A 24,056-nucleotide genomic window follows, 5' to 3' on the forward strand; every position below is an offset into this window, starting at 1 on the left:
AATTTGGACGTTTTTTTTACCAATCTTGTATATATATAACATAAAAGCGCGTTTTCACGCAATCAAATCAAATGGAACATAACAAAGATACTTCACAAAAGTCTACTATTGAGGCCAAAAAGCTTGAACTACCAAAAGGTGGAGGAGCGATAAAAGGAATCAGTGAAGCTTTTGAAGCTAATTCGTTCACTGGTACTGGGTCCTTCTCAATACCAATTCCACTTCCAACGTGCCGTAATTTTTCGCCTTCTTTAAGTGTTGATTATAGCTCTGGTGGTGGTAATGGAGTATTTGGTGTAGGGTTTAATGTTTCAATAGCAAGTATTATCAGAAAAACATCAAAAAAAATTCCAACTTATGATGATGAAGATATTTTCGTACTTACAGGAGCAGATGACTTGGTTGCGATTAATCAAACAAGTAATAGCGAATATGACATTACTTATTATAAGCCGCGTGTTGAAGGATTATTTGCCAAAATAGAGCGTTTGATAAGTAAAAATGATAATAGAGTTTATTGGCAAGTTACTAGTAAAGATGGCAGCATTGCTATTTATGGTAAGAATGAACAAGCACAAATTTATGATCCAAAGAGTAATAGACGCATAGCAGAATGGTTACTTGAGGAATTAAGTGATGTATATGGAAATAAAATATCCTACTATTACCGCTCCAGCAAAGTAGAACAAGGTAGCGGCAGAGTAATTGATCGCATTACTTATGGACATAATAAAGAATTAAAGTACAACCATTTTGAAGTTCTGTTTGATTATGGCGAAAACGATTTTACCAGCCCGATAGATAAAAAGTACAACGAAGAGAGAAAAGCTATCATCCGCCCGGATCCATTTACTTCGCACATTACAGGATTTGCAGTAAGAACTGAACTCTTATGCCGGGCGATAAGAATTTATCACCGTTTTGATGCAGAGCCAATATTAGTAAATGGCACATATTTTGATTACGACGAGAGACCAACGATTACCTACTTAAGAGCGGTAAAACAAGTTGGCTATTATGAGAGAGAAGGCAAAAGATTTACTAAGACTACGCCAATTTTAGTTTTTTCTCATACCAGTGATGATTCTACTTACATTTCAACAGTTTCATCGGTAACACTGAGCGATGGCAGTAAACCGTCTAAAGAGCTTCTACAGATTCTAAAAGAACAAGATTTTGCCTTTTCAGAACAAAATGCAGAAATCTCTGAAGAAAACTCAAATTGGAAAATCAAAGACAGTGAAAAAACTCTTGTCATAAAAGAAAAAGGAAATTTTTTAGACCTTTATAATTCAAATAATAAAAACTCTTTTAAACCGGTAAAAATTCAAGGGTTTGCTGGGTACCTAAATGACCGAAGATTTCAATCGGTAGATCTATATCAAGAAGGTATTGAAGGAATATTATATAATGATGGCAACACAATCCTTTATTTCAGACCAAATGGTGATGGAGAGTTTGCTCAAGCTAAACTACTGGAGCGTTTTCCATCGCTGCTTCGTAAAACTACTTATTCACTAACGAGCTTAGAAGGTAACGGTGAGTTACAGCTTTATGTAAATGAAAGTGGTTTTCAGGGTTACCATGATTTTGATAGTAATAGTAAATGGAGTGAATTTAAGCCTCTTGAATCACAAGTAATCAACTTGAGCAGCGAAATTCAAGAGATGATAGACGTCACAGGAGATGGAAGAACTGATATCGTAGTATTTGAAGGAGAAAGCGTCAGAGTATATCCATCAAAGGGAAAAAAAGGTTACAAAAAAGCTATTTACAGTAAAGCGCCAAAAGACTTGCCAAATCAACGTGCCAGTTCAGAGAGTACTTTAGTACGCTTCGCTGATATGTTTGGTGATGGTAAGAGCCATCTAGTTAAAATAGAAAATGGTAAAGTAGAATGTTGGCCAAATCTTGGTTATGGTAAATTTGGCGAGAAAGTTACATTTAAGAACGCTCCATATTTTAGGGATGGATTCAATGCGAAAAGACTTTACTTTGCTGATATTGATGGTTCTGGTACTACAGATTTAGTTTATGCAAATCACAATAGCTTAGATATCTACTATAACAACAGCGGTAATTCTTTCAGTAAACCAGTAACTTTGAAATTACCGGTAGATTACAATCATATTGGTCGAATTGAGTTTGCTGACATTCTAGGGAATGGTACCAATTGTTTGCTTATTAGTTATCTTGATCAAAACTTAAAGTTACAACATTTATACTATGATTTTTACAATGGAGTAAAACCGCACTTACTGAAGCAAATAGATAATAATATGGGTAACATTACCCGTCTTCATTACGCAGCTTCTACTAAGTTTTATTTAGAGGATAGAAAAGAAAACCGCCCGTGGGTAACAAGTCTGCCGTTTCCAGTACAAGTAATTGAAAAAATAGAGACCATAGACAATATAGTAGGAAGCAAACTTACCAATAAATATCGCTATCATCATGGATTTTATGATTACACTGAAAAAGAATTTCGCGGATTTGGTTTTGTCGAAACCTGGGATACAGAAGATTTTTCTACTACTGACCAAGCTGAAAGAGGGCATTATGTTGCTCCTATTTATACCAAAACCTGGTATCACACTGGAGCTTATAAAAAGGCAGGAGATTTAGTTGAGAGCTACAGAAAAGAATTTTACCAAGGAGATAGAGAAGCGTTAAAAATAACACCGCAAGTGTTTGATGAAAATATCATCTCAATAGAGGATAAAAGACAAGCATACCGTGCTATTCAAGGGCAAATGTTAAGACAAGAAGTATATGGTTTGGATGAAAATCCTGATCTTTATCAGCATCCATATTCGGTAACAGAGTCCAGTGCTTGTGTAAAATTGCTTAGTACAAACAGTTCTCACAAAATATTCAAATACGGAATTTTCTTCGTTAATTTACAAGAAACTATCACTTATCACTATGAAAGAAACTGCTGTGATCCACGTATTCAGCAGGACTTTGTTTTAGAAGTTGATGAATATGGTAATGTTATTAAATCAGCAAGTATTACTTATTCGCGTCGAAATCAGCAAAATAATTATTCAGAGCAGCAAAAGCTGCATGCTACTTTAGAACATAATTTCTACGTTAACAACACAGAAGGGTTTTACTTACTTGGAGCTCTCTATAAATCACAGGCTTTTGAGATTGGTGGATTAGGAATGCCTGCAAATGGCTATACTAATATTAGTGACCTAAAAACCCAAGTAACGAACTCTTTACAAAATATTATCAAGTTTGAAGAAAATCTAAGTCATACAAGACCACAAGCAAGACTCTTAAGTAAAAATCACAATTATTACTGGAATGAAGTGCAGAATGCGACTTTACCACTTGGCTCTGTAACGCAGCAAGCGCTTCTTCACCACACCGAAGCTATGGCATTTTCAGATAGCCAAGTAAAAGAAGTATTTGCCGGAAAAATCGCGTCTGATCAAATGCTAAAAGATCTTGGCTATAAAAAAACTTCTGACTTTTGGTGGGTACCAAGTCCGACACAATACTATTATGGTAGTGATAAATACTATTTACCTGAAAAAGTAATTGATGTTTTCGGTAGCGAAACTGCAGTTATTTATGATCAGTATAATTTACTGCCAATAAAGACGATAGTAAAGGCAACTGAAAGCTCAAATTATGAAACTACTGTAGAATATGATTATCAACGTTTAACGCCAGTAAAACTAACTGATCACAATGATAATGTTTCAGAAGTTATATTAAATCCACTTGGGGTGGTAGTTGCCACATCTCTTTATGGCAGTGAAAAAGGGGAAAAGAAAGGTGATAAACCACTACTCGAATATCAAGTCAGAAAAAATCCAAATTTTGAAGATGTTTTAGGCTTGGCAGATAGAGCAAATGGTCCTGAGTACTACTTACAGAATGCAACCAGTTTCTTTTATTATGACTTAGATGCTTGGAGAAAAAATGGCCAACCTGTGCATGTGATTAATCTGCAGAGAGAAACTCATGTTTCAGAAGGAAGTTTTACAAGAATAAGGCAAATTGTAACTCACATTGATGGCTTTGGTAGAAACCTTGAGACTAGAATGCTCACTGATTCTGAGAGTGAAAAGTGGCTAGCATCAGGGAGAGTTGTATATAACAATAAAGGTACGGAGGTAAAAAAGTATGAACCTTTTTATAGTAATTCACCTTTTTATGACCTCGAAGAGAGTGTGCGTAATCAAGGAGTATCTGACACTCTTTATTATGATCCTCTGCTGAGGAATATTCGTATTGATACGGCAAAAGGGTTTTTCAGCAAAGTAGAATTTGATTCGTGGAGTACTAAAAATTTTGATCTTAACGATACGGTAAAAGATTCAAAGTATTACAAAGAATTTACCGAAAGGTGGAATGGAGCAAGCACAGCAGAGAAAGTAACTCTAAGGGATGAAAAAGATGCGCTTGATAAAACAGAAAAGCATTATAATACGCCAACCATAGAACATTTAGACAGTTTAGGAAGAAAGTTTTTGCAGATAGAGGTTTTAAGTAAGGATAGACAAAGCAATTTAGAATTAAAATCCTACGTCAAACTTGATATTCAAGGAAATGAACTGGAAAGTATAGACCCAAGGTTTTATGAACAAAATAAAGGCAAATCAGAAAATGAGAGAGTAAAAAACTTTCGTCATGTTTACTCTATGGCAGGACTCTTGAAAAGTATCAGTGTTGATGCTGGAGAGACCTGGAATTTAGCAAATGTTGCTGGAAGTGCAGTGTATAATTGGGATGGCAAAGGGTCGCTTACTTACACAGAATATGATAAATTGCAACGGCCAGTAAGAGTAAAAGTTACTGATCAGGATCTAAATTTAAATGGTAATGTTGTCGAAAGATTCTTTTATTCTGAAGATATTCAAGATAAAGCTACCAATCGCTATGGAACGCTGATTGCTCATTATGACCAAGCAGGACTTACAAGAGTCGAAGAAAATGATTTTAAAAGTCAGACATTAAAAAGTAGTTTTCTTTTAAGAAAAAACTATAAGCAAGAAGCAGATTGGAAAAGCGTTGAAAGTATTGTTACAGTGCATGCAGATCTTGAGCTGGAAGTGTTTAATTCAAGCATAAAATATAATGCAATTGGGGAAATAATTGAAAAGACAGATTCGCAAAATAATACTCATATTCCAATTTATGATATAGCTGGAAGAGTAAAACAAATTAACCTTAAGAAGCAAGGAGAAAACATAAAAACCTATGTTTCAGACATCAGCTATAATTCTAAAGGTCAACGTACATCGATTACCTATGGCAACGGAGTTGTTACTAGTTACAGCTATGACTCGAAAACATTTAGATTAACCAAACTTGAAAGCGTTAAAGGACAAAAGAAATTACAAAGTATTAATTATACATATGATCCAATAGGAAACATTACTTGCATGAATGATGAGTCTTATAAGACAATTTTTCCAAATAACAAAAGTATAGATACTAAGTCCGATTATCATTATGATTCGCTTTATCGGTTGATTGAGGCAACAGGAAAGGAACATCCAGCGCTTAGTGGAAAGGAAGAAATTATTACACCGATTCCGCATCTAAACAACCAAAATGTGATTAGCAATTACACGGAATATTATGACTTTGATTATGGAAGTAACATTACGAAAATTAGGCATAACGGGGGAAATCATTCTACTAAAGAGTTTTACATCTCAAATAAGTCCAATAGAAGTTTGCCAATAATAGATAGAAGATCTGTCAATGAAAGCAATATAGATGAGAGTCATGATGAAAGAGGTAATTTACTTAAGCTTCATGGTTCACAAAATTTGCATTGGAATTACCGAGATAACATAGCGTATGTTGATATTATAACAAGGCCAAGTGGTAAAAATGATAGTGAATATTATGTGTATGATAGTGGTGGACAAAGAGTCAGAAAAGTTACCGAGACTTATCAGAACAACGAGACAAGTTCTACTCGAGTAGAAAAAATCTACTTTGGCGATATTGAAGTTACGAGAACTTATCAAGAGAGTGGTTTAAGTAAAGAAAAGTATACTGTCCATGTAATGGACGATAAAAGTAGAGTAGCTCTCCATCATTATTGGACTAAAGGGACTTCTGACGAGACCAGAGAAAGTCAAAGTCGTTATCAGCTAAGTAATCATTTAGATTCAGTTGCCTTAGAATTAAATGATAATGCTGAAATCATGAGTTATGAGGAATATCTGCCATTTGGTGGTACAGCCCTTATTGCAGGAAAAACAGCTCGTGAAGTAACTGAAAAAGAATATAGATATTCAGGAAAGGAAAGAGATGAGAGCACGGGTCTTTACTACTACGGTGCACGTTACTACGCTCCTTTGCTCCTAAGGTGGATAAATCCTGATCCTGCTGGGACTGTCGATGGGTTGAATCTTTATCTGTTTGTTGGGGGAAATCCAGTTAATAGTGTTGATGATGGGGGAATGGCACGCCGCAAAGGAATAATTCAGGATAAATTACCGATTTACACACAAGCTAGAGATCATGCCTACAATCGTGTTGTTGATTTTTTTAGTGCAATAGCATTAACTCAAGGTTTAAACATAAGTAATAATATAGATCTCACTAGTCAGGATCTCTTACGGGATAGTCGGAGTGATCCACACCCGTTTCAAAGAGCTGCTAATTATCAGGACAGAAATGCTTACCGTTCAAGTGGTAAGCAGGCAGCTCACACTGTAGGATTTGGCATCTCTGAAAAAGCTACTGGTCGATTGATAGGTAGAGGAGTAGATCATACAAAAAAAAGTCTAGGAATGATAGTAAAAGCCCAGTTTGGAAAAACTGAATTAATTCCAACTCAATTAAACCAGCAAGGAAGCCTAGATGATGCTGTTGATCGATACCAGTATGATTTTGCAGTAGAAAATTGGCGCGAACAGCTTAGCAATCAGATGATTTCAAATTATTTGACTGGATTGATTGAAAAAATAGAGTCATACCCTATTCCTAGTATGGATGAAAAGGATCACCATTTGCTTTTCTGGGCTAAACAGGATTATTTATCTGCTTTTCACGATATACTACGTGACGTTAGGAATAATGCCATTCCATTAGAGATCAGCAGATTAGCTTTAAATCTAGAGATAGAACTAGGTGTAACTATCCCGGTAACGCTTAATAATTCTGGCAGGAGTAGTGGAAATCAAGATATTATTAATAAACATAGACTGAAGCCAGTATATAAAAATCTCATGAGTGAATTGATTCAACGCACGCAAGAAATAGCTATAACAAATAATGAACGGAAAAGACCTGCTAACGATAATCAAGCTAGTAGTTCTAATAAAAAGCAAAAAAGAGCTCCTGGTGCATAAATAGACCTGAATAACCTCAAAAATATAAGAATTCTTACAACCAAAGGGGAAATTACAATGAATAAAAATACAGCAAATGATTCTCAACTTCGCCTAGAAAAGATGGGAATTGAAAACGTTGAAATAACTGAGAAATTACTCAGCTTTAAAAACGAAAATGACGAGTATTTACATGACTCAGCATTTAAGATAACAGATTTATGTGAGGATGTCTTTATTGAAAGGGTAAAAGACGTAATTACAGAGCAAGAAGCTAAGGATATTTACCATAAGGCCTTAGCAAGAAGGGAATTCGTCTCTCGGTATATAGAAAATGCCAGAGAAATGACCGAACCACATTACCGAGCACTACGAGTTTGCAATATTGATCATGATACTGCAGAGAAGTGCGACGCAATTATACATAGTTTACAAGGGGAATAATATGACAACCACAAGTACTAATGCAGATAGCAACATAGTTGAAGATATATTTAAAACTAAGGATGGTTATAACGAATGTGACCATTGCCAGTCAGTCTTAAGTCCAGCGGCTTATTTTGTTAAGTTGGTGGAGACAATTGAAAAGTACATCCCAACACATCAACTTAAAACACGTCGTCCTGACTTATTCAAAATTCCACTGGATTGTGATAGCACTAACAAGACAAAGCTATATCTGGAAATTGCTAATGAAATAATGGAAGAAAACTTAGGTAAAAAGCTAGGTGGAAATGCTCTGCAGAAGTTAGCAACAGCTAAATATCCTTTTAACTTGCCTGCTAATTTTCCTTTAGTTAGCATACGCGCTTATCTCGAAAAACAAGGCATTACTTTAGCTGATCTATATAAGGTGCTAAAACCAGAAGCTGATAACGTTGCAGAATCTTTAGGTCTTTCATCAGAAGAATATGAACTTATTACTTCTGCAAGTTCTAACTTAAGCGAAGTTTATGGTATAAGTAAAAGTGAGCTTAAAGACGTTGAGAAGTTCATTGCTCAAACTAATATAGACTCTGATAAATTAGAGTGGCTAATTGACTGCTATAACAGAATTGATCCTGCCAATAAGCTAAGTATCAATTCTGGTAATATAGATAACATTGATCAGGCATTAGGCTTTCTACATCGCTTTATTCGCCTTGCAAATAAACTTGGCTGGTCATTTGACGAACTGAGTGGCGTACTGATTGCTGTTGATAATAGAAAAATAAAAGAAATCGATGCAAATTCTTTAAAGGAGATAAGCAGAATAAAAAACTTACAGGAAAAATTTAAGAAGCCTTTGAGTGAGGTATGTAAACTGTACCAAGATGCCTCTATATCAATAGAAGCCAGTAAAAATAAAGAAGATGCTAGTAATGCAGCAGAATCTCTATTCTTTTTACAAGGAGTAAAAGCATCAGACTTAAAGAAAATTTATGGTATAGAGGAACCTTCTGAACCATTTAAAGAAGAAAATTTTGATGAATTCATTGCAAGAACTGGAGTCAAACGTCAGGAAGTGGAATGGCTGCTTGATAACTATAAATCTACTACTCATAGCAAGAAAGCCAAGAAACAAGAAAAAATTAGTGTCAAAGAGCAGAAATTTTTACACAATTTCGACCGGTTAACTGAAAGGTTTAAATTATTGTTTAAACAGTTAAGCAATTTGACTAAGGCTTTGTCAAGTGAATTTAAGCTTAAAGATTTAGTTGCAAACATAGATAACAGCATCGTATTACAAAAAATTTGGAACATCAGTAAGGAAGAACTGACTTCTTTGATTAATTATAACGACAAAGTATCAAGCAAAGCTGGAAAATCGCTTATTTTAGAAGTACACAAACAAATTCTGCTAGCAAAGTTGATGAATATTTCAATAGCTGAAGTTATACAGATTTTACTACAGTTAAACATTAGTGAGCTAACAATAAACAACGTAGAGCACGTTATTGAGTTAAGCGATTGGTTAAGCAACAATTCCATCACTATTGAGCAGTTAAGTACACTGGTAAATTCTTCTGCGCTTTCTCATAAGTATACAGAACAGATAAGCAAAATATGTGAAGAACTGGAAAGGGATCCAGAGCTAAAGCGTGATGAAAAAGCCTTTCATAACTTAGTACTGCAATATATAGGAGAACAGCTTAATGAAGAAGGACTAGCTGCAACACATGAGTTTACAAAAAAACAACCAACAAATTTACAACTGCTAAGGCTTGAATCATTAGATAAAAGTATCGTTCATGATGTAGGAATCATTGGTCAAAAGGCTGTTTTTCTTGGAGAAAGCAAAGTACTTAAAAAGGATCTTGTAGAGCATGCAATTAGTGAGCCAAGAGAGAATGTTGCAGTAGCAACGGTTGGTGCAAAGGCTATTTTCTTTGGCGGTAAGAAAAGTGAAAATGAATACTCACGAAAAATAGACATTTATGATGAAGATACTGGAGGCTGGTCAACTGAAGCAGCTAGTGAGGCACGTGATAGTGCTGCAGTGGCTGTTATTGGCGGCAAAGCTATTTTCCTTGGTGGAAATAAAGATAGCAAACTATGCTCATCACAAGTAGACACATATGATAATGGAGTATGGAAAAAGCATATAGCTAGTGGAGCTCGCTCTGATGCTTCGGTTGCTGTAATTGGTGAAAAAGCCATTTTCTTTGGTGGCAGAATTAATAATACGAGATCCAGTGCGGTAGATATATATAGTAATGGAACATGGATAGTGCATACAGCAAGTGAAGCACGATCAAATGCGTCAGTAGCTGTGGTTGATACAAAAGTTATTTTCTTTGGTGGCAATAAGGGCGGTAACCAACCTTCTGCCAAAGTTGATATCTATGATAGTAAGACTGAAGAATGGACAACACATACAATTAGTGAAGCCCGTGAAAATGCATCAGTAGCCGTAGTTGATGGCAAGGCTATTTTCTTTGGCGGTAAAATAGGTCAAACAAGGTCCAATAAAATAGACGTTTATGATGCTAAAACTGAAAAGTGGGTAGAAGTGCACGATACAATAAGTGAAGCACGTGATATGACATCAGTTGCTGTAGTTAATAAACAGGCTATTTTCTTTGGCGGCGATAAGGGTAATGAACAGTTCTCTTCACAAGTAGATATTTATGATAGTATTGCTAATAGTTGGACAATGCATACAGTTAGTGAAGTTTGTGAAAATGTATCAGTAGCTGTAGTCGGTGCAAAGGCTATATTTTTTACAAGGAAGAAGGATAATAGAGCTACCGGTCAAGTATATATTTATGATTCTATAAGTAAAAGTTGGGTAGTGCATGTAGCTGTAGATAATGAAATACCTGATGGATTGCTTGCAGAAATCACAAGTAGCACAAGATATTGTGGAAAAATAGATATTTATGACGACACGGCTAAAGCTTGGAAAGCTGTTGATGTTTACAAACCTGGTGAGTGTACTTCCATAAGTGTTCGAAATAATAAAGCAACTCTAGTTTTCAAGAATGCAAAAGGTGATACATACGAACGGGTATACTCGATAGGTTTATCTGTAACGTATGACGCAGCAATCGAAGAGCTTTTAAATAATACAGCTGTATTTATAACGCTCAAGATGGATGCAGAAGATATAAATCATATTACAAATCATGCAGATGCCTATAGGCTAAGAGCAACGTGGACAGAAGATCAGATTAAGACTCTTGAAAATTACAAAACACTTCAGGATGAGTTTCCAGGTAACGAACTTACTCTTTCACAATATGTAGAATGGCTACGTGACAGTTATGATGAAAGCAAAGTCACAGAAAAAATAGCACAGCTTGCTAATTGGGATAAAAAGTTACTAAATCAAATCAAAGAAATTAATGCTTTTAAAAAGTGTTTCAGTAAAGAGAATCACCCTCTAGATTCTTTACTAAAAATCAAGTCTTTTACGTACATGTCAGAGCAATCAGGAATAGCTGGTGAGATTTTGTTGGAACTAAAAGACTTGCATAATTTACCAGCATCTACTGGATGGAATAAGTACAATGGCATTGAAAGGAAACTACGGGAATTGCTAAGTTATGTAGAGGGGGTAAAAGAACATCTAGAAAACCAGAAGCGCAATATTCTGGCAGGTTACATGTTACACACATACCCTGGAATCAAGAACAAGAATATGCGCAACCTATACGCATTCCTATTAATCGATGTTGAAATGAGCGATTGCTCAAAAATTTCTCCGCTCAAAGCAGGGCTAAATAGTCTTCAGCTTTATATTCACCGTTGCATATTGGGTCTCGAAGAAGGAGTAACAGTTAATTCTAAATTAACCGAGGAAATGTGGGATTTGTTGGATAATTATAGAGAATGGGAAGCAACTAAAAAGGTTGCATTATACCCTGAAAATTACCTCAACCCTACGCTACGTAAATCTGCAACTGCAGAGTATAGGGAATTACAAAATACTTTAATGCAAGGCAATCTTGCAGACGAAGAAGCAGCTTATGCATATATTAAGTACTTTGAAGATTTTTCACAGCTTATTAATTTGCAGATAGTTGATACTTATTTTGCGAATAATATATTACACATTCTAGGTCGAACTCAAGCAGAACCTTATGCTTACTATTATCGTGTTGCTGATTTTGGAGGTGGTAAGGTGCAAAATTGGCTACCTTGGGAAAAAGTCAATACACAAGTATCGGCTAGTTTAGCAAGGGTAATTCATGCATTTGGTAAAGTATTTATTTTTTGGCTACAAAAGACTGAAAAGCAAAAGCAAATTGAGGATGTGTCAATTAATGACTCTACTTTGAATGTGAGTTATATTTTTAAAAGAGTAGATGGTAGCTGGTCCGCTCAGCAGAAATTGCCAAGTGAGGTTATTGTAAGTAGAGAGTTTGAGTCTCAGATAAGAAAAAATTTTGATTTAAGAGATCAGAATAAGAAATACCAAGAAATATGTGAAAATTGGCGAGCAAGGGATGAGAAGACAAAAGTAAATTATAGCAAAGATGGTGAATGGACTATAAATCAACCTGTAGAAGGAGCTATAGAATACTTTAAGAACAAGATTAAAAGTCTAAACAACTTTATACAAGGTGAAGCGCAAAAATCAAAGGATATAAGTAAGGAATTTAGAGGAAAGCTAGGAGCGCATTTTGATAAGCAGAAAAGGGAAATAATATTTGTATCATTGGAAGAAGGTTTTGAAAATAGCCGATTTGTATTGAAAAAGAATTTAAGTATAGAAAAAGTAGATTCAAATTTAAGTTTCAATAGTATCGAATCAGCAGATATAGAAAAAAGTATCGGGGAGATGTACGAAAAGCGATATAAGGAAAGCGTTGAGGATCAAGAAAAAGAAATAAAAGAAAGAATAGAAAGGGGTAGCCAAGAGGTAAAAAAATTAGAAAAAAATCTGAAAGGGCTAGAGAAAGAAAAGAATGACAAAGTACAGCAAAAAGAATCACTGCAAAGTGAGATAGATGCTATAGCAGATAGAAAAAGTAACGAAAACAATTTACAGAAAAACGCAGAAGATCTGAAGAAACGGTTAGATAATCTACAACAACAAGAGTCAATACAAGACGATTTAACAACAGTACCAATAGAAAAAGGAAAGTTACAGGCAGCAGTAAATAATTTGAAGCAAAGGCTAACAAAATCAAAGCAGATTGCAAAAAGTAAAAGAGAGGAAGTGAAGACACAATTAACAGATCTAGAGAAAGAAATAATGGAGCTGATTGATAAGATTAATAAATTAGCAAAGGAAAAAACCATAGAGATTTTAGAAAAAGAAAAGAATGAGTTGCAGAGAAAAGGTACCATAGATGGCCTTACAGATGCAATAAGCAAATTAGATAAGAAAATAACAGACAAGAAAAATGAAATAAAGGAAATTAATAATAAAATAGAATCCTTAAACAAAGAGAAAACAGAATATGAAATTAACGGTAAAAAGCATAAGGATTATAAAGCGCTAAACAAAGTAAAGCAAGATGAAGAGGTAGAATTAGCTAAAGCTTTAGTTAGTCGAAGGGATGCAGATAACAAACAAGACAGTTATAAAGATAAAACAGTTGTTGAATTTGTTAGTGAAGCTTACAGAGAAGCTTATACAAAAGGAACAGAGGTTATCTTAATGTCTGAGAAGCAACAAGCTCTCAACTTCTACGGATTTTATGGAATATATTTATGGGAAATATTCTTCCATATTCCAACACTGGTTGCATATCTTTTCAACCAGGAGCAGAAGTTTGCTGAGGCACGTAAGTGGTACCAATATATCTTTAACCCTCTCAAAAAAGATTGTAATGCTTGGCAATTTTCTCCTTTTAAAACTAAATGTCCTCCAGGCAATATTAATCACCAATGTGATAGCAGAGAATTAGTTGACTCACTTAATCCATATAAGGAAGCTGACAAAGAGGGAAAGGTTTCTTTTGAAAAATACATAATCATATCGTATGTAGATAATCTAATTGACTGGGGTGATATGCTATTCTCTCAAAACTCATGGGAGGGGATTAATCAAGCAACAATGCTTTATATCAGAGCTTGGGATCTTCTTGGAGAAAAGCCTAAAAAGAAAGGAAAATTTAAAATTAGATCTAGAAACGTGTGCGAAGTATTAACTGCTAACAGGGAAATGCTATGTAAAGCAGAAACAATAACCCCAGCCCAAAGTAGTGGGAATGGTCAATTTGCACTTAATCCTGTTTCATCTGATACAACTGAATATTGCAGCTATTTCTGTACTCCGGAAAATAAAGACTTTATTGGTTTATGGGATAGAATTGAGGATCGTCTTTATAAAATAAGACATTGCTTGGATATCAAAGGTAAACGTTTAGAGCTTCCTCTATTTCAACCACCAATTGACCCAAGGCAATTGGTAAGTGCAGCAGCAGGTGGAAGTACTATAAGGTTACCAAAGATAGCTCAAGTACCTCATTATCGCTTTAAGTACATGATCACTTATGCTAAATCAATTGCTGATACTGTTACTCAAATTGGTTCAGAGTTGCTCAGTATTTTAGAAAAGAAAGATGCTGAAGCACTTACCTTGCTTTACAACAAGCAAGAAGCTACAATGGCTAACCTAATGACAACTATTAAGGAAAAAGCCGTAGAAACATTAAAAGAAGAAGCTAAAGCCCTTAATGCAAGCTTAAGCAGTGCAAGAGATCGAAAATCTCATTATGAAAAATTGATTGAACAAGATTGGTCAGCTCTTGAAATTTCTTCTATGGCTACATCTGTAGCATCAACAATTACATTAGCTGCAGCAGGTATTGCTAGACAAGTTGCAGCTCCGCTACACGCTATTCCTACAATATTTGGCTTTTCTTGTGGAGGGTTTCAACCTGGTAGTTCAGCAGATTCAATAGCACGTGGGCTTGAAATATTCTCTAGTGTAACTGGTGCTCTCTCGCAGAATCTCAGTATCTCAGCAAGCTACGAAAGACGGGCACAAGATTGGGATCTGCAAAAAATCATGGCAACTCATGATGTTGAGCAAATTAGCCATCAAATAGAAGCTAATAGAATAAATCAAGCTAATGCTACACAAGACCTTAGAGCCCACAAGGAATCAATCAAGCAAATCAGAGAAAAAGAAGAGTTCTTTAGAAGTAAATTTACTAACCAAGAGTTATATAGCTGGATGAAGGGAGAACTTAAAAGCTTATATATTAAAACTTATAGACTTGCACTAGAAGTTGCAAGGCAAGCTGAATGGGCTTATCAGTATGAGATTGATAATGATAAAACATTCATTCAATCTGGACACTGGAACAGTTTAAAAGAAGGCCTACTTTCAGGGCAAAAGTTAAAGTTTGAACTTGAGCAACTTGACAAAGAGTACCATGACATCAATGAAAGAAGGTTAGAAATCACTAAAGTAGTTTCACTAAAACAACTCGATCCTATAGCACTTTATAATCTTAAAGCTAAAGGCAGTTGTAAATTCCCTTTCACAGAAAAACTTTTCGATCTGGATTTCCCTGGTCACTATGCTCGTAAGATTAAAGATATAAAGATTACTGTTCCAGCAGTAGTTGGTCCTTATGAAAATGTTCATGCAAGTTTGCAACAAACAAGTAACCAAGTAGTGTTAAAAAGTGATGGTGCAATAAACGCAATTGAATATTTAGTGAACCCAAGTGAAGAAGAACAGCCTGAAACTGATCTTTTAAGAGTTAACTGGAAGCCAAATCAAGAAATTGCTATCTCAAAAGCTGATCAAGATAGTGGGTTATTTGAACTTAGTTTTGGTGATGAACGTTACTTACCATTTGAAGGCACAGGTGCAGTTTCTACCTGGGAATTAAGCCTTCCTCAAGCAACCAATAGGTTTGATATTAGTACTATTTCTGATGTGATAATTCATTTGGACTATACAGCTCTAAATGGAGGTGAGGTTTTAAGTCGTCAAGTAAAAAATCTTGATCAAATAAAGTATTATCAAGGCACATTAGTAGCAAATTTAAGTACTCTTTACCCAGAAGAATGGGAAAAATTTAAACAAACAAAAGGACGTCCTGCTGAACTGAAATTCAAACTATCCTCTGAAATTTTCCCTATTCACATTAAAAACCCATCTGTTGATTTAGATGGAGAAAATAATATTTGTGTTATACCCACTACACCAGATATGAGTAGAATAACCATTAAGGTGAATAACTATAGTTGGGAACGTAATTCTAAAAAGATTGTTAATCCTTCACTTACAATTGGCAGTGATTGGAGTATGAAAATTAACAACGCTGATACAAACAAAATTGAGGAAATCATGATTATGGTTCCTTATAAAGCAATGATTAATTGGTAACCTCCTAAACCTGCTATTTTAATAACGAGTAGCAGGTTTATATAGTTATGTCAGCGCTTCTTTACTTTCGTTTTTTATGCATTTTTCTACAAAAACGTTCTGCATATGAGAAGCAACCTGAACATCAGCCTGGATTTTGCTTGGGCTACTCTGTAGCTCATAATAATTGTCATATAGAATTTGACTTTTTTCGCTATTATAAGCTCTTTTAAAATTATTAACCTGTTTTGAGCTTAAATTCTGTAGACATGCTTTGTCTACATATGAATCTAAAAGACTAGGAATTGAATCACCACTTGCAATTTTCGCTGAAATAGCTTTTTGTACTTCTAAAAAGTCAATTTTTAATGACTTCCACGCTATACCACTTCTATATGCTGCATTTTTTACTGCTAGTGTAAATTCTTCTCCGACGCGTAATGAGTATGCGATTATGCTTTCACTAGATAAACCATTGTTCTCAAAATTTACAGGTGTGATTTTATGTTTATTTCCCTGAAACCAACTATATAACATATAGTAAAATATCATATCCCCACTGTTAATATTGTTAAGTCTCTCTTGAATAATCGATGTAGCTGTTTGGCAGTAAGGAGATGATGTTTTCTGATTCGTGCGATCTTTTTCAAGTAAAGAAACAGGATAATTTAAAGAACTTGGTTGCTCTATGGCTTTGATCGATTGTGAAAATAACTTGCTTGTCCAATCTTTTATCCAAGTTATTCCACTATTTATAAATGAGGTTTGTGTGCCTGCTCCGCTACTTTGTGATTGATCAGCAATAGCAAAACGTCTATTTCTTTGACCTCTTCTTTCCTGTACTTGAGTTAAATATTCTGCAACTCCTTCGTATTGTTTAGCAATGGCTATATCAAGAGGACTCTCACGGTTAACAGTGAGTGAGTATACATCTGCTCCCATCTCTTCTATAAGGAATTTTACAGTCTCCAAATGACCATGACTAACAGCATAATGGAGTGGTGTCCATTTCCTAGCATCCTGATCATTAATACTCAATCCCTTATCAAGGAAAAATTTTGTAATATTCTTATGTCCATTCTCAGCAGCAATGTGTAATGGCTTTCTACTTCTTGAATCCTTCGCATTAATATCCGCTCTTTTCTCTTTCACTAAAAACCTTACTGTGTCCAAGTGACCGTTTCTTGCGGCATAATGAAGGAGTGTCCAATTGTTCTTACCTAAATCATTAACACTCATCCCCTGGTTGATTAAAAGGTCTATAATCCTTGGGTACCCACGTTCTGCAGCAATATGTAATGGCTTTGCACCATTAGTATCTATAGCATTAAAGTCTGCTCCTTCAGCTAAAAGCGACTGAACAAAATCTAGGTTACCAGAATAAACAGCATAGTGTAACGGTGTCCACATTTTGCGAGTATTGGGATCATTGATACTTAATCCTTGCTGTACAAAAAACAGTACAATGTTCTTATGCACATTTTTAGCTGCAGAGTGCATTGGTTTGTTACCATGATTATCTATAGCTCTAATATTTCCTCCTTCTTCTACAAGAAGCTTTACAACCTCTAAATGGCTATGTAGAGCAGCATAATGCAAAGGTGTTAGTTGGTCAAAATCAGTGCTGTTAACGTTTAATTCCTTTTGCATGAAAAACTCTACAATACCTTTATGTCCATACTCAGCTGCAATATGTAAAGGCCCAGCGCCATAGGAATCTCTTGTGTTAATAACATTCCTATCTTGACGAAAAAGAAATTTGATGACTTCCAGAAGCTTACTCTCGTTCACATATTTATGAGTTATATCATCCCTGCCACTAGCAGCATAATATAAAGGTGTCCAACCATCTTTACCTTTATCATTAACACTTAACAGCTTTTGTATAATGAAAAACTCTACAATATCTTTATGACCATATTGAGCAGCAGTGTGAAAAGGCTTTCCATCATTAGAATCTTTGGCATTTACATTTGCCCCTTTGTTGCAAAGCAATTTAACCATTTCCAAACTACCTCCTTTGGCAGCATAGTGGAGTGATACTCTATTATCACTGTCTGGATAATTAATGTTTAATCTTCTATTTAAGAAAAACTCAGCTGCAGCTTTGTGCCCGTGCTCAGCTGCTACATGTAAAGGACTTACGCCCCTAGCATCAAGTACATTAACATCTGCTCCTTTATTGAAGAGAAAGTTGATAGTACGTAAATTACCGCTCTCGGCTGCATAATGCATTACTGTACGATTGTTTTTGTCTTGATCATTAGCATTGAACTTCTTTTCTACGACAAAGAACTCTACTAAATCTGTATGGCCATGTTGAGCAGCAACATGCAGAGGTTTTAAGCTATTAGAATCTTGTGCATCAACACTTGCTCCTTTGCATATAAGGAGCTTTATAATCTCCAGATTACCGCCTTTAGCTGCATAATGAAGTGGTGTCCATTTATCATTATCACAATCATCAACCGACATCCTCTCATTCAGGAGAAATTCTACAACGTCCTTATGACCGTATTGAGCAGCAATATGCATAAGGTTTACTCCATTTCTTGCGTTATCACAAATATTTGCTTTATGACCGATAAGCAATTTCATCACCTCTAAGTTACCACCCTTTGCAGCTTCATGTAATGCACTAAAATAATGCTTATTATCTTTAGCATTAACACTAGCATTCTTGTTAAGCAAAAACCTTACAATTTCTAGGTCACCAAGTGATGCAGCTTTATGTAGTGGCGTAAAACCACTGCTATCTCCTGCATTAACATCTGCACCTATATGAAAATAATACTCAACTCTTCTTAAATCTTTCTGCTCTACTGCATAAAATAGACCTGCACCTGACAGAGCTTTTACCACTTCAAGATTGCGCTTTTCAGTAGCTAACTGTAATGGCGTTCTACCACTAAAGTCCTGGGCATTAATGTCTGCTTTTTTCTTGACTAAAAACTTAACAACGCTCAAATTGCCTTTTTCAGCTGCATAATGTAATGGTGTCCAGCTTTTATAACCTGGATCGCTAACATTTGCACCCTTGTCGAGAAAAAACTCTATTATGTCTCTATTTCCATGCAAAGTAGCAACATGTAATGGCTTTACATCATTAGCTGCAATATTAATATCTGCTCCTTCTTCGACTAAAACTTTTACAAGCTTTAAATTTCCTAAATCCGTGGCACAATGCAGCAATGTCCAATCACTATGTCCAGTATAATTGACATCAGCTCCTTTTTTGAGATATCCTTTAACCATTGGTATATCATTATGCAATACAGCATAATACAGTGCTTCGTTTAACAACAAATCAACAATCTCGCTATGATCCTTTTCCTCAGCAAGTTGTAATATTGTTCTATCATCAGTGCTTCTAGCATTAATGTTCGCACCTTTTTTGAGTAGAAGTTTCGAGAGTTCTAAATAATCTCCATCAACAGCATAGTACAGTGGTGTCCAGTTATTTTTACCCAGACTGTCAACACTTGCTCCACGATCAAGGAAAAACTCTACAACATCAACTTGCCCGTTCTTAGCAGCAATATGTAATGGGTTTTCTCTGTCGATATTCTTAATATTAATGTCTGCTCCTCTATCATCTACTAAAAACCTGATTATTGATAGATTACCATCTGCAGCAGCGGTATGTAACATTCCCCATCCCCATTTATTAGTAATGTTAACATTAGCTCCATTATTAAGATACTCATTAACTTTATCACGATCTCCCTGCTTAACAGCATTAAATAACGCCTTATTTTGTAACAATTTAATAATCTCATGGTCAGTTGCGAGTTGTAATGGCATGTTTTCTTCAGAATCTTGAATATTGATATCTGCGCCTTTCTCTATCAAAAATTCTACAACTGCTGAATGGCTTTTCTCAGCTGCTTGATGCAAAGCTGTTTTTCCACTTGTACCTTTGTCATCGATACTCAACCCTTCTCTGTTTTTCCTTAGGAAAAACTCCACCACGTTTGTATGACCATATTGAGCAGCAATATGCAATGGCTTATTTCTGTTAGTATCCCTAAGATTGATATCCGCGTCTTCTCCTACCAGAAGTTCTACTACTGCCAAGCGTCCATGTCTAGCAGCATAATGTAGCGGCGTCCAATTATTTCTACCACGATCGTCAACATTTTCTCTCCTTCCTTGTAGTAAAAATTTTACCAAATTTTCGTGCCCGTTTCTTGCAGCATAATGCAAAGGTTTGGCATCATAAGACTTGGCATCAACATTTGCTCCTCGTTCCTTTAAAAGTCTGACAATTTCAATATAACCTTTGCTAGCAGCGTCATGTAATGGTGTCCAATCATTCTTACCTTTATAATTAGGGTCGGCTCCATCAACAAGGTACTGCTCAACTTTACCACGGTCTCCTTGTCTCACAGCATTAAATAATGCATTGTTAAGCAATAACCTGGTCGCTTCTTGATGATTTTTACCACTAGCTAATTGCAATGGTGTTTTGTTGTCAGTACTTTTAGCATCAATATCTGCTCCTTTTTCTATCAGGAACTTTACAACTTCTGGATAACCCTTATCAGCAGCACAATGTAGCATAGTCCAATCGTCATGACCTTTGTCATTAATACTTACTTCGTTTTCATGCTGTCTTAAAAAAAATTCTATAATGCCTCTATGTCCATTATCAGCAGCAATATGCAATGGCTTATTGCCACTAGAGTCTTGGGCATTAATATTTGCCTTTTTTGTTATGAGAAGCTTTACAACTGCTAAACCGCCTCTGTTTGCAGCGTAGTGCAGCGGTGTCCAATTGTTTTTGCCTATATCATTAACACTAAGACCTACTCTTGGCTCCCTAAGAAAAAATTCGACTATATTTTTACGACCGTAATCAGCAGCAATGTGCAAAGGCTTGTTATTATTTGAATCTCGAGCGTTAATATTTGCTTTTCTTGAAGTTAGCGCTTCTACAATTCCAAGATGTCCTTTACTGGATGCATCATGCAATACCGTCCAACCATTCCTACTTGAGTAATTAACGTCGGCTCCGCTGTCTAAATACCTTATAACTTCATCATCATTCCCCAATTTTACAGCACGAGATAATGCTTCATTTTGCAGGAGCCCTTTAATGCGCTCTTCGGTAGTAAGCTGCAATGGTGTTTTTCCATCAAAACTTATCGAATTAACATCTGCTCCATTCCCTATAAGAAACTCTACTACTTCTGAGTGGCCATATTTGGCAGCATAGTGTAGAGGCGTCCAATTATTTTTGCCTCTGTCATTAACATTTAACTTTCCAACGTTTGCTTCACTTACACTATTTTTTCTATTAAGAAAATATTTTATAGTCTCTAAAGAACCTTTTTCAGCGGCAATATGTAAAGGTTTATCTCCATCTTTAGTTTTAGCATTGATATCCGCTCCTTGAGTTTCCACCAAAAACTTTATTAATGGTAAATCATCTCTTACAGAAGCAACATGTAAAAGCCCCAATCCCCACCTATTAGTAGAGTTTACATTAGCCCCATCTCTGAAAGAGTCTTGTACTCTAACTAAACTTCCTTCTTTCACAGCATCAAAAAGCGCTTTATTTAACAATAACTCCTTGACTCTTTCATCCTTGGCAAGTTGTAGAGGTGTTTTGCCACCAGAGTTTTCTGCATTGATATCTGCACCTCTTGTTATCAAAAGCTCTGCAACTTCCGACCTGCCCTGCTCAGCGGCATAATGGAGTGGTGTCCAGCTATCTTTACCTAAATCGTTAACACTGAGCTTTTTATCAAGAAAAAACTTTACTATATCCGTATGTCCATTCTTTGCCGCAAAGTGCAGAGGTTTATTCTCATCGGCATCTTTAAGATTAATGTTTGCGCTTTTTTCTTCTACCAAATATCGGACAATTTCAAAATGATTGTTCTCAGCAGCATAGTGTAGAGGTGTTCTGTTATCTTTACCCCTGTCATTAACTTTGCTATTGAGTAGAAGCTTTACAGTATTTGTATGACCATATTGTGAAGCGATATGTATGGGCTTATTCCCATCTGAATTTTGAGTTTCAATATTTGCTCCTTTTTCTATAAGAAGAATAACAATTGATAAGTTACCTTTTTTAGCTGCATAATGGAGTGGTGTCCAACTACCTTCACCTGGAGAGTTAGGATCAGCCCCACTCTCAAGAGACTTTTGAACCTGAACATATCTTTCTTGTTTTATAGCATCAAGCAATGACTTACTTTGCAATAATCTTATAATTTCTTGATTACCACTTGCAAGTTCCAAAGGTGTTTTACCTTGAGCATTTTCGATAGTAATATCTATGCCTACCTTTCCTAAAAGAAAACTTACAATTTGTGAATGATTATTTGCACTAGCATAGTGAAGTGGTGTCCAACCATCTCTACCTGAATCATTAATATCCATTCCCCGTTCATTAATGAAAAATCTTACTATTGACTGATGCCCACTTTTGGCTGCAACGTGTAATGGTCTGTCCTCATCGGAATTTCTAATGTTAATGTCTGCCCGTTTTTTCGTTAAAAATTTTACGATTTTTAGATGTCCGCCTTCAGATGCATAATGCAGTGGAGTCCACTTATTTACATCAGTTGCATTTACGTTAGCTCCATGCTCAATTAAAGGTTCAACTATATTTAAATAGCCATGCTGTGCAGCGTGGTGAAGCGAAGTTCCGTTACTTTGATCTCTATAGTCAACCTCAACTTTTGTGCCGTTAACTTTCTTATTAAGGTAATTCGTCACCTCCAATACTCTATTTTGTTTTACAGCATTAAATAGTGCTTCATTCAGTAAGAATTGAATTACTTCAGACTCATTTGCCAGATCTACTGGTGCCTTACCTTGAGAATTTTCAGCATTAATGTTTACTCCTTTCTTTATAAGGAATTTTACGATTGGTAGATGACCTTTATTAGCAGCATGATGCAAAGGCGTCCAATTATCTTTGTCTTGTATATCAATATCTGCTTTTTTATCCTCAATTAGGTACTGTAGAACGTTAAGATGGTTGTTTGCAGCAGCATAATGTAGCAGTGTCCATTTATCTTTTCCTTGCTCATTAATGCTTAATTTCTGATCATCAATGAAAAATCCGATAATGTTTTTATGTCCATTTTTTGCAGCGATATGTATAGGCTTGTCTCTATCATCAGTTTTAGCATTGATGTCTGCTCCTTTTCTTACTAAAAATTCCACAATTTTCAGACAACCTTTACCAGCAGCATGATGAAGTGGTGTCCAATCATTCTGGTCTGAATAATTAACATCAATTTTATTATTGAAAAACTCTTTAATTTCATCAAGATTATCGTCAAGAGTATTACTTTTTACAGCATTAAATAATCCTCTGCTTCTCAATAATTTCACAACCTTCTCATGACTATCACCTTGTTCGATAGCTACTTGTAAAGGTGTTTTATCACTGGAGTCTTGAACATCAATATTTGCTTCTTTTTTTATTAGGAACCTTACAATTGGCAAATGACCTTTTTCGGCAGCAAGATGAAGAGGTGTCCTACCATTTTCATCTTGAGCATCAATGGTTGCATTTTTTCTTAGTAAAAACTTCACAAGCTCTAAGTGACCTTTATTAGCAACATAATGCAAAAGGGTCCATTGATCTTTACCTTGATCATTAACATCCATTCCTTTATCAATAAAGAACTCCACAGTTTTTTTATGTCCATTATCAGCTGCAATATGCAAAGGTTTATTCCCTTCATTAGTTTTAACGTCAATGTCTGCATTTTCCTTATCTACCAAATGCTCTACAACTTTATAACTGCCAAATTTGGCAGCATAGTGTAATAACTTCCAGCCATCTTTATCATTGGCCCCAACATCAACAATGAACTTTTTTAACTCTCCTACATCATTATTTTGTATAGCTTGTGTTATAGTGTCATTAAAAGATTGTTGACCTACCACTTTACCCTCCTAATTTTCAAATTAATAACCACTCACTAGTAAGAAGCTATATGTGCCAATATTCCAATCTC

4 protein-coding genes are annotated in these 24,056 nt (G+C 35.5%); 3 read left to right on the forward strand and 1 reads right to left on the reverse strand.

What is annotated here, in order from left to right:
- Nucleotides 1-71 precede the first annotated feature (71 nt).
- The 3 genes from OPR21_RS06590 to OPR21_RS06600 are packed head-to-tail and all read left to right on the forward strand — an operon-like array spanning nucleotide 72 to nucleotide 16,092.
- A complete protein-coding gene (locus OPR21_RS06590) occupies nucleotides 72-7,331 on the forward strand; it encodes a SpvB/TcaC N-terminal domain-containing protein (protein ID WP_265029864.1) in 7,260 nt (2,419 codons plus the stop codon).
- Nucleotides 7,332-7,388: 57 nt separating this feature from the next.
- Complete coding sequence (locus OPR21_RS06595) at nucleotides 7,389-7,754, forward strand: hypothetical protein (protein WP_265029865.1); 366 nt, start codon at nucleotides 7,389-7,391, stop codon at nucleotides 7,752-7,754.
- A 1-nt stretch (nucleotide 7,755) separates the two neighbouring features.
- Nucleotides 7,756-16,092: a Tc toxin subunit A-related protein gene (locus OPR21_RS06600; RefSeq protein ID WP_265029866.1), complete on the forward strand. Its 8,337-nt coding sequence runs from the start codon at nucleotides 7,756-7,758 to the stop codon at nucleotides 16,090-16,092.
- 45 nt (nucleotides 16,093-16,137) lie between these two features.
- On the opposite strand, the gene OPR21_RS06605 is transcribed toward OPR21_RS06600, so the two are convergent.
- Nucleotides 16,138-23,985, reverse strand: a complete 7,848-nt coding sequence (locus OPR21_RS06605) for an ankyrin repeat domain-containing protein (protein ID WP_265029867.1) — start codon at nucleotides 23,983-23,985, stop codon at nucleotides 16,138-16,140.
- Nucleotides 23,986-24,056 lie beyond the last annotated feature (71 nt).

Source organism: Wolbachia endosymbiont (group A) of Philonthus cognatus (assembly GCF_947251755.1).
Classification (GTDB): domain Bacteria; phylum Pseudomonadota; class Alphaproteobacteria; order Rickettsiales; family Anaplasmataceae; genus Wolbachia; species Wolbachia pipientis.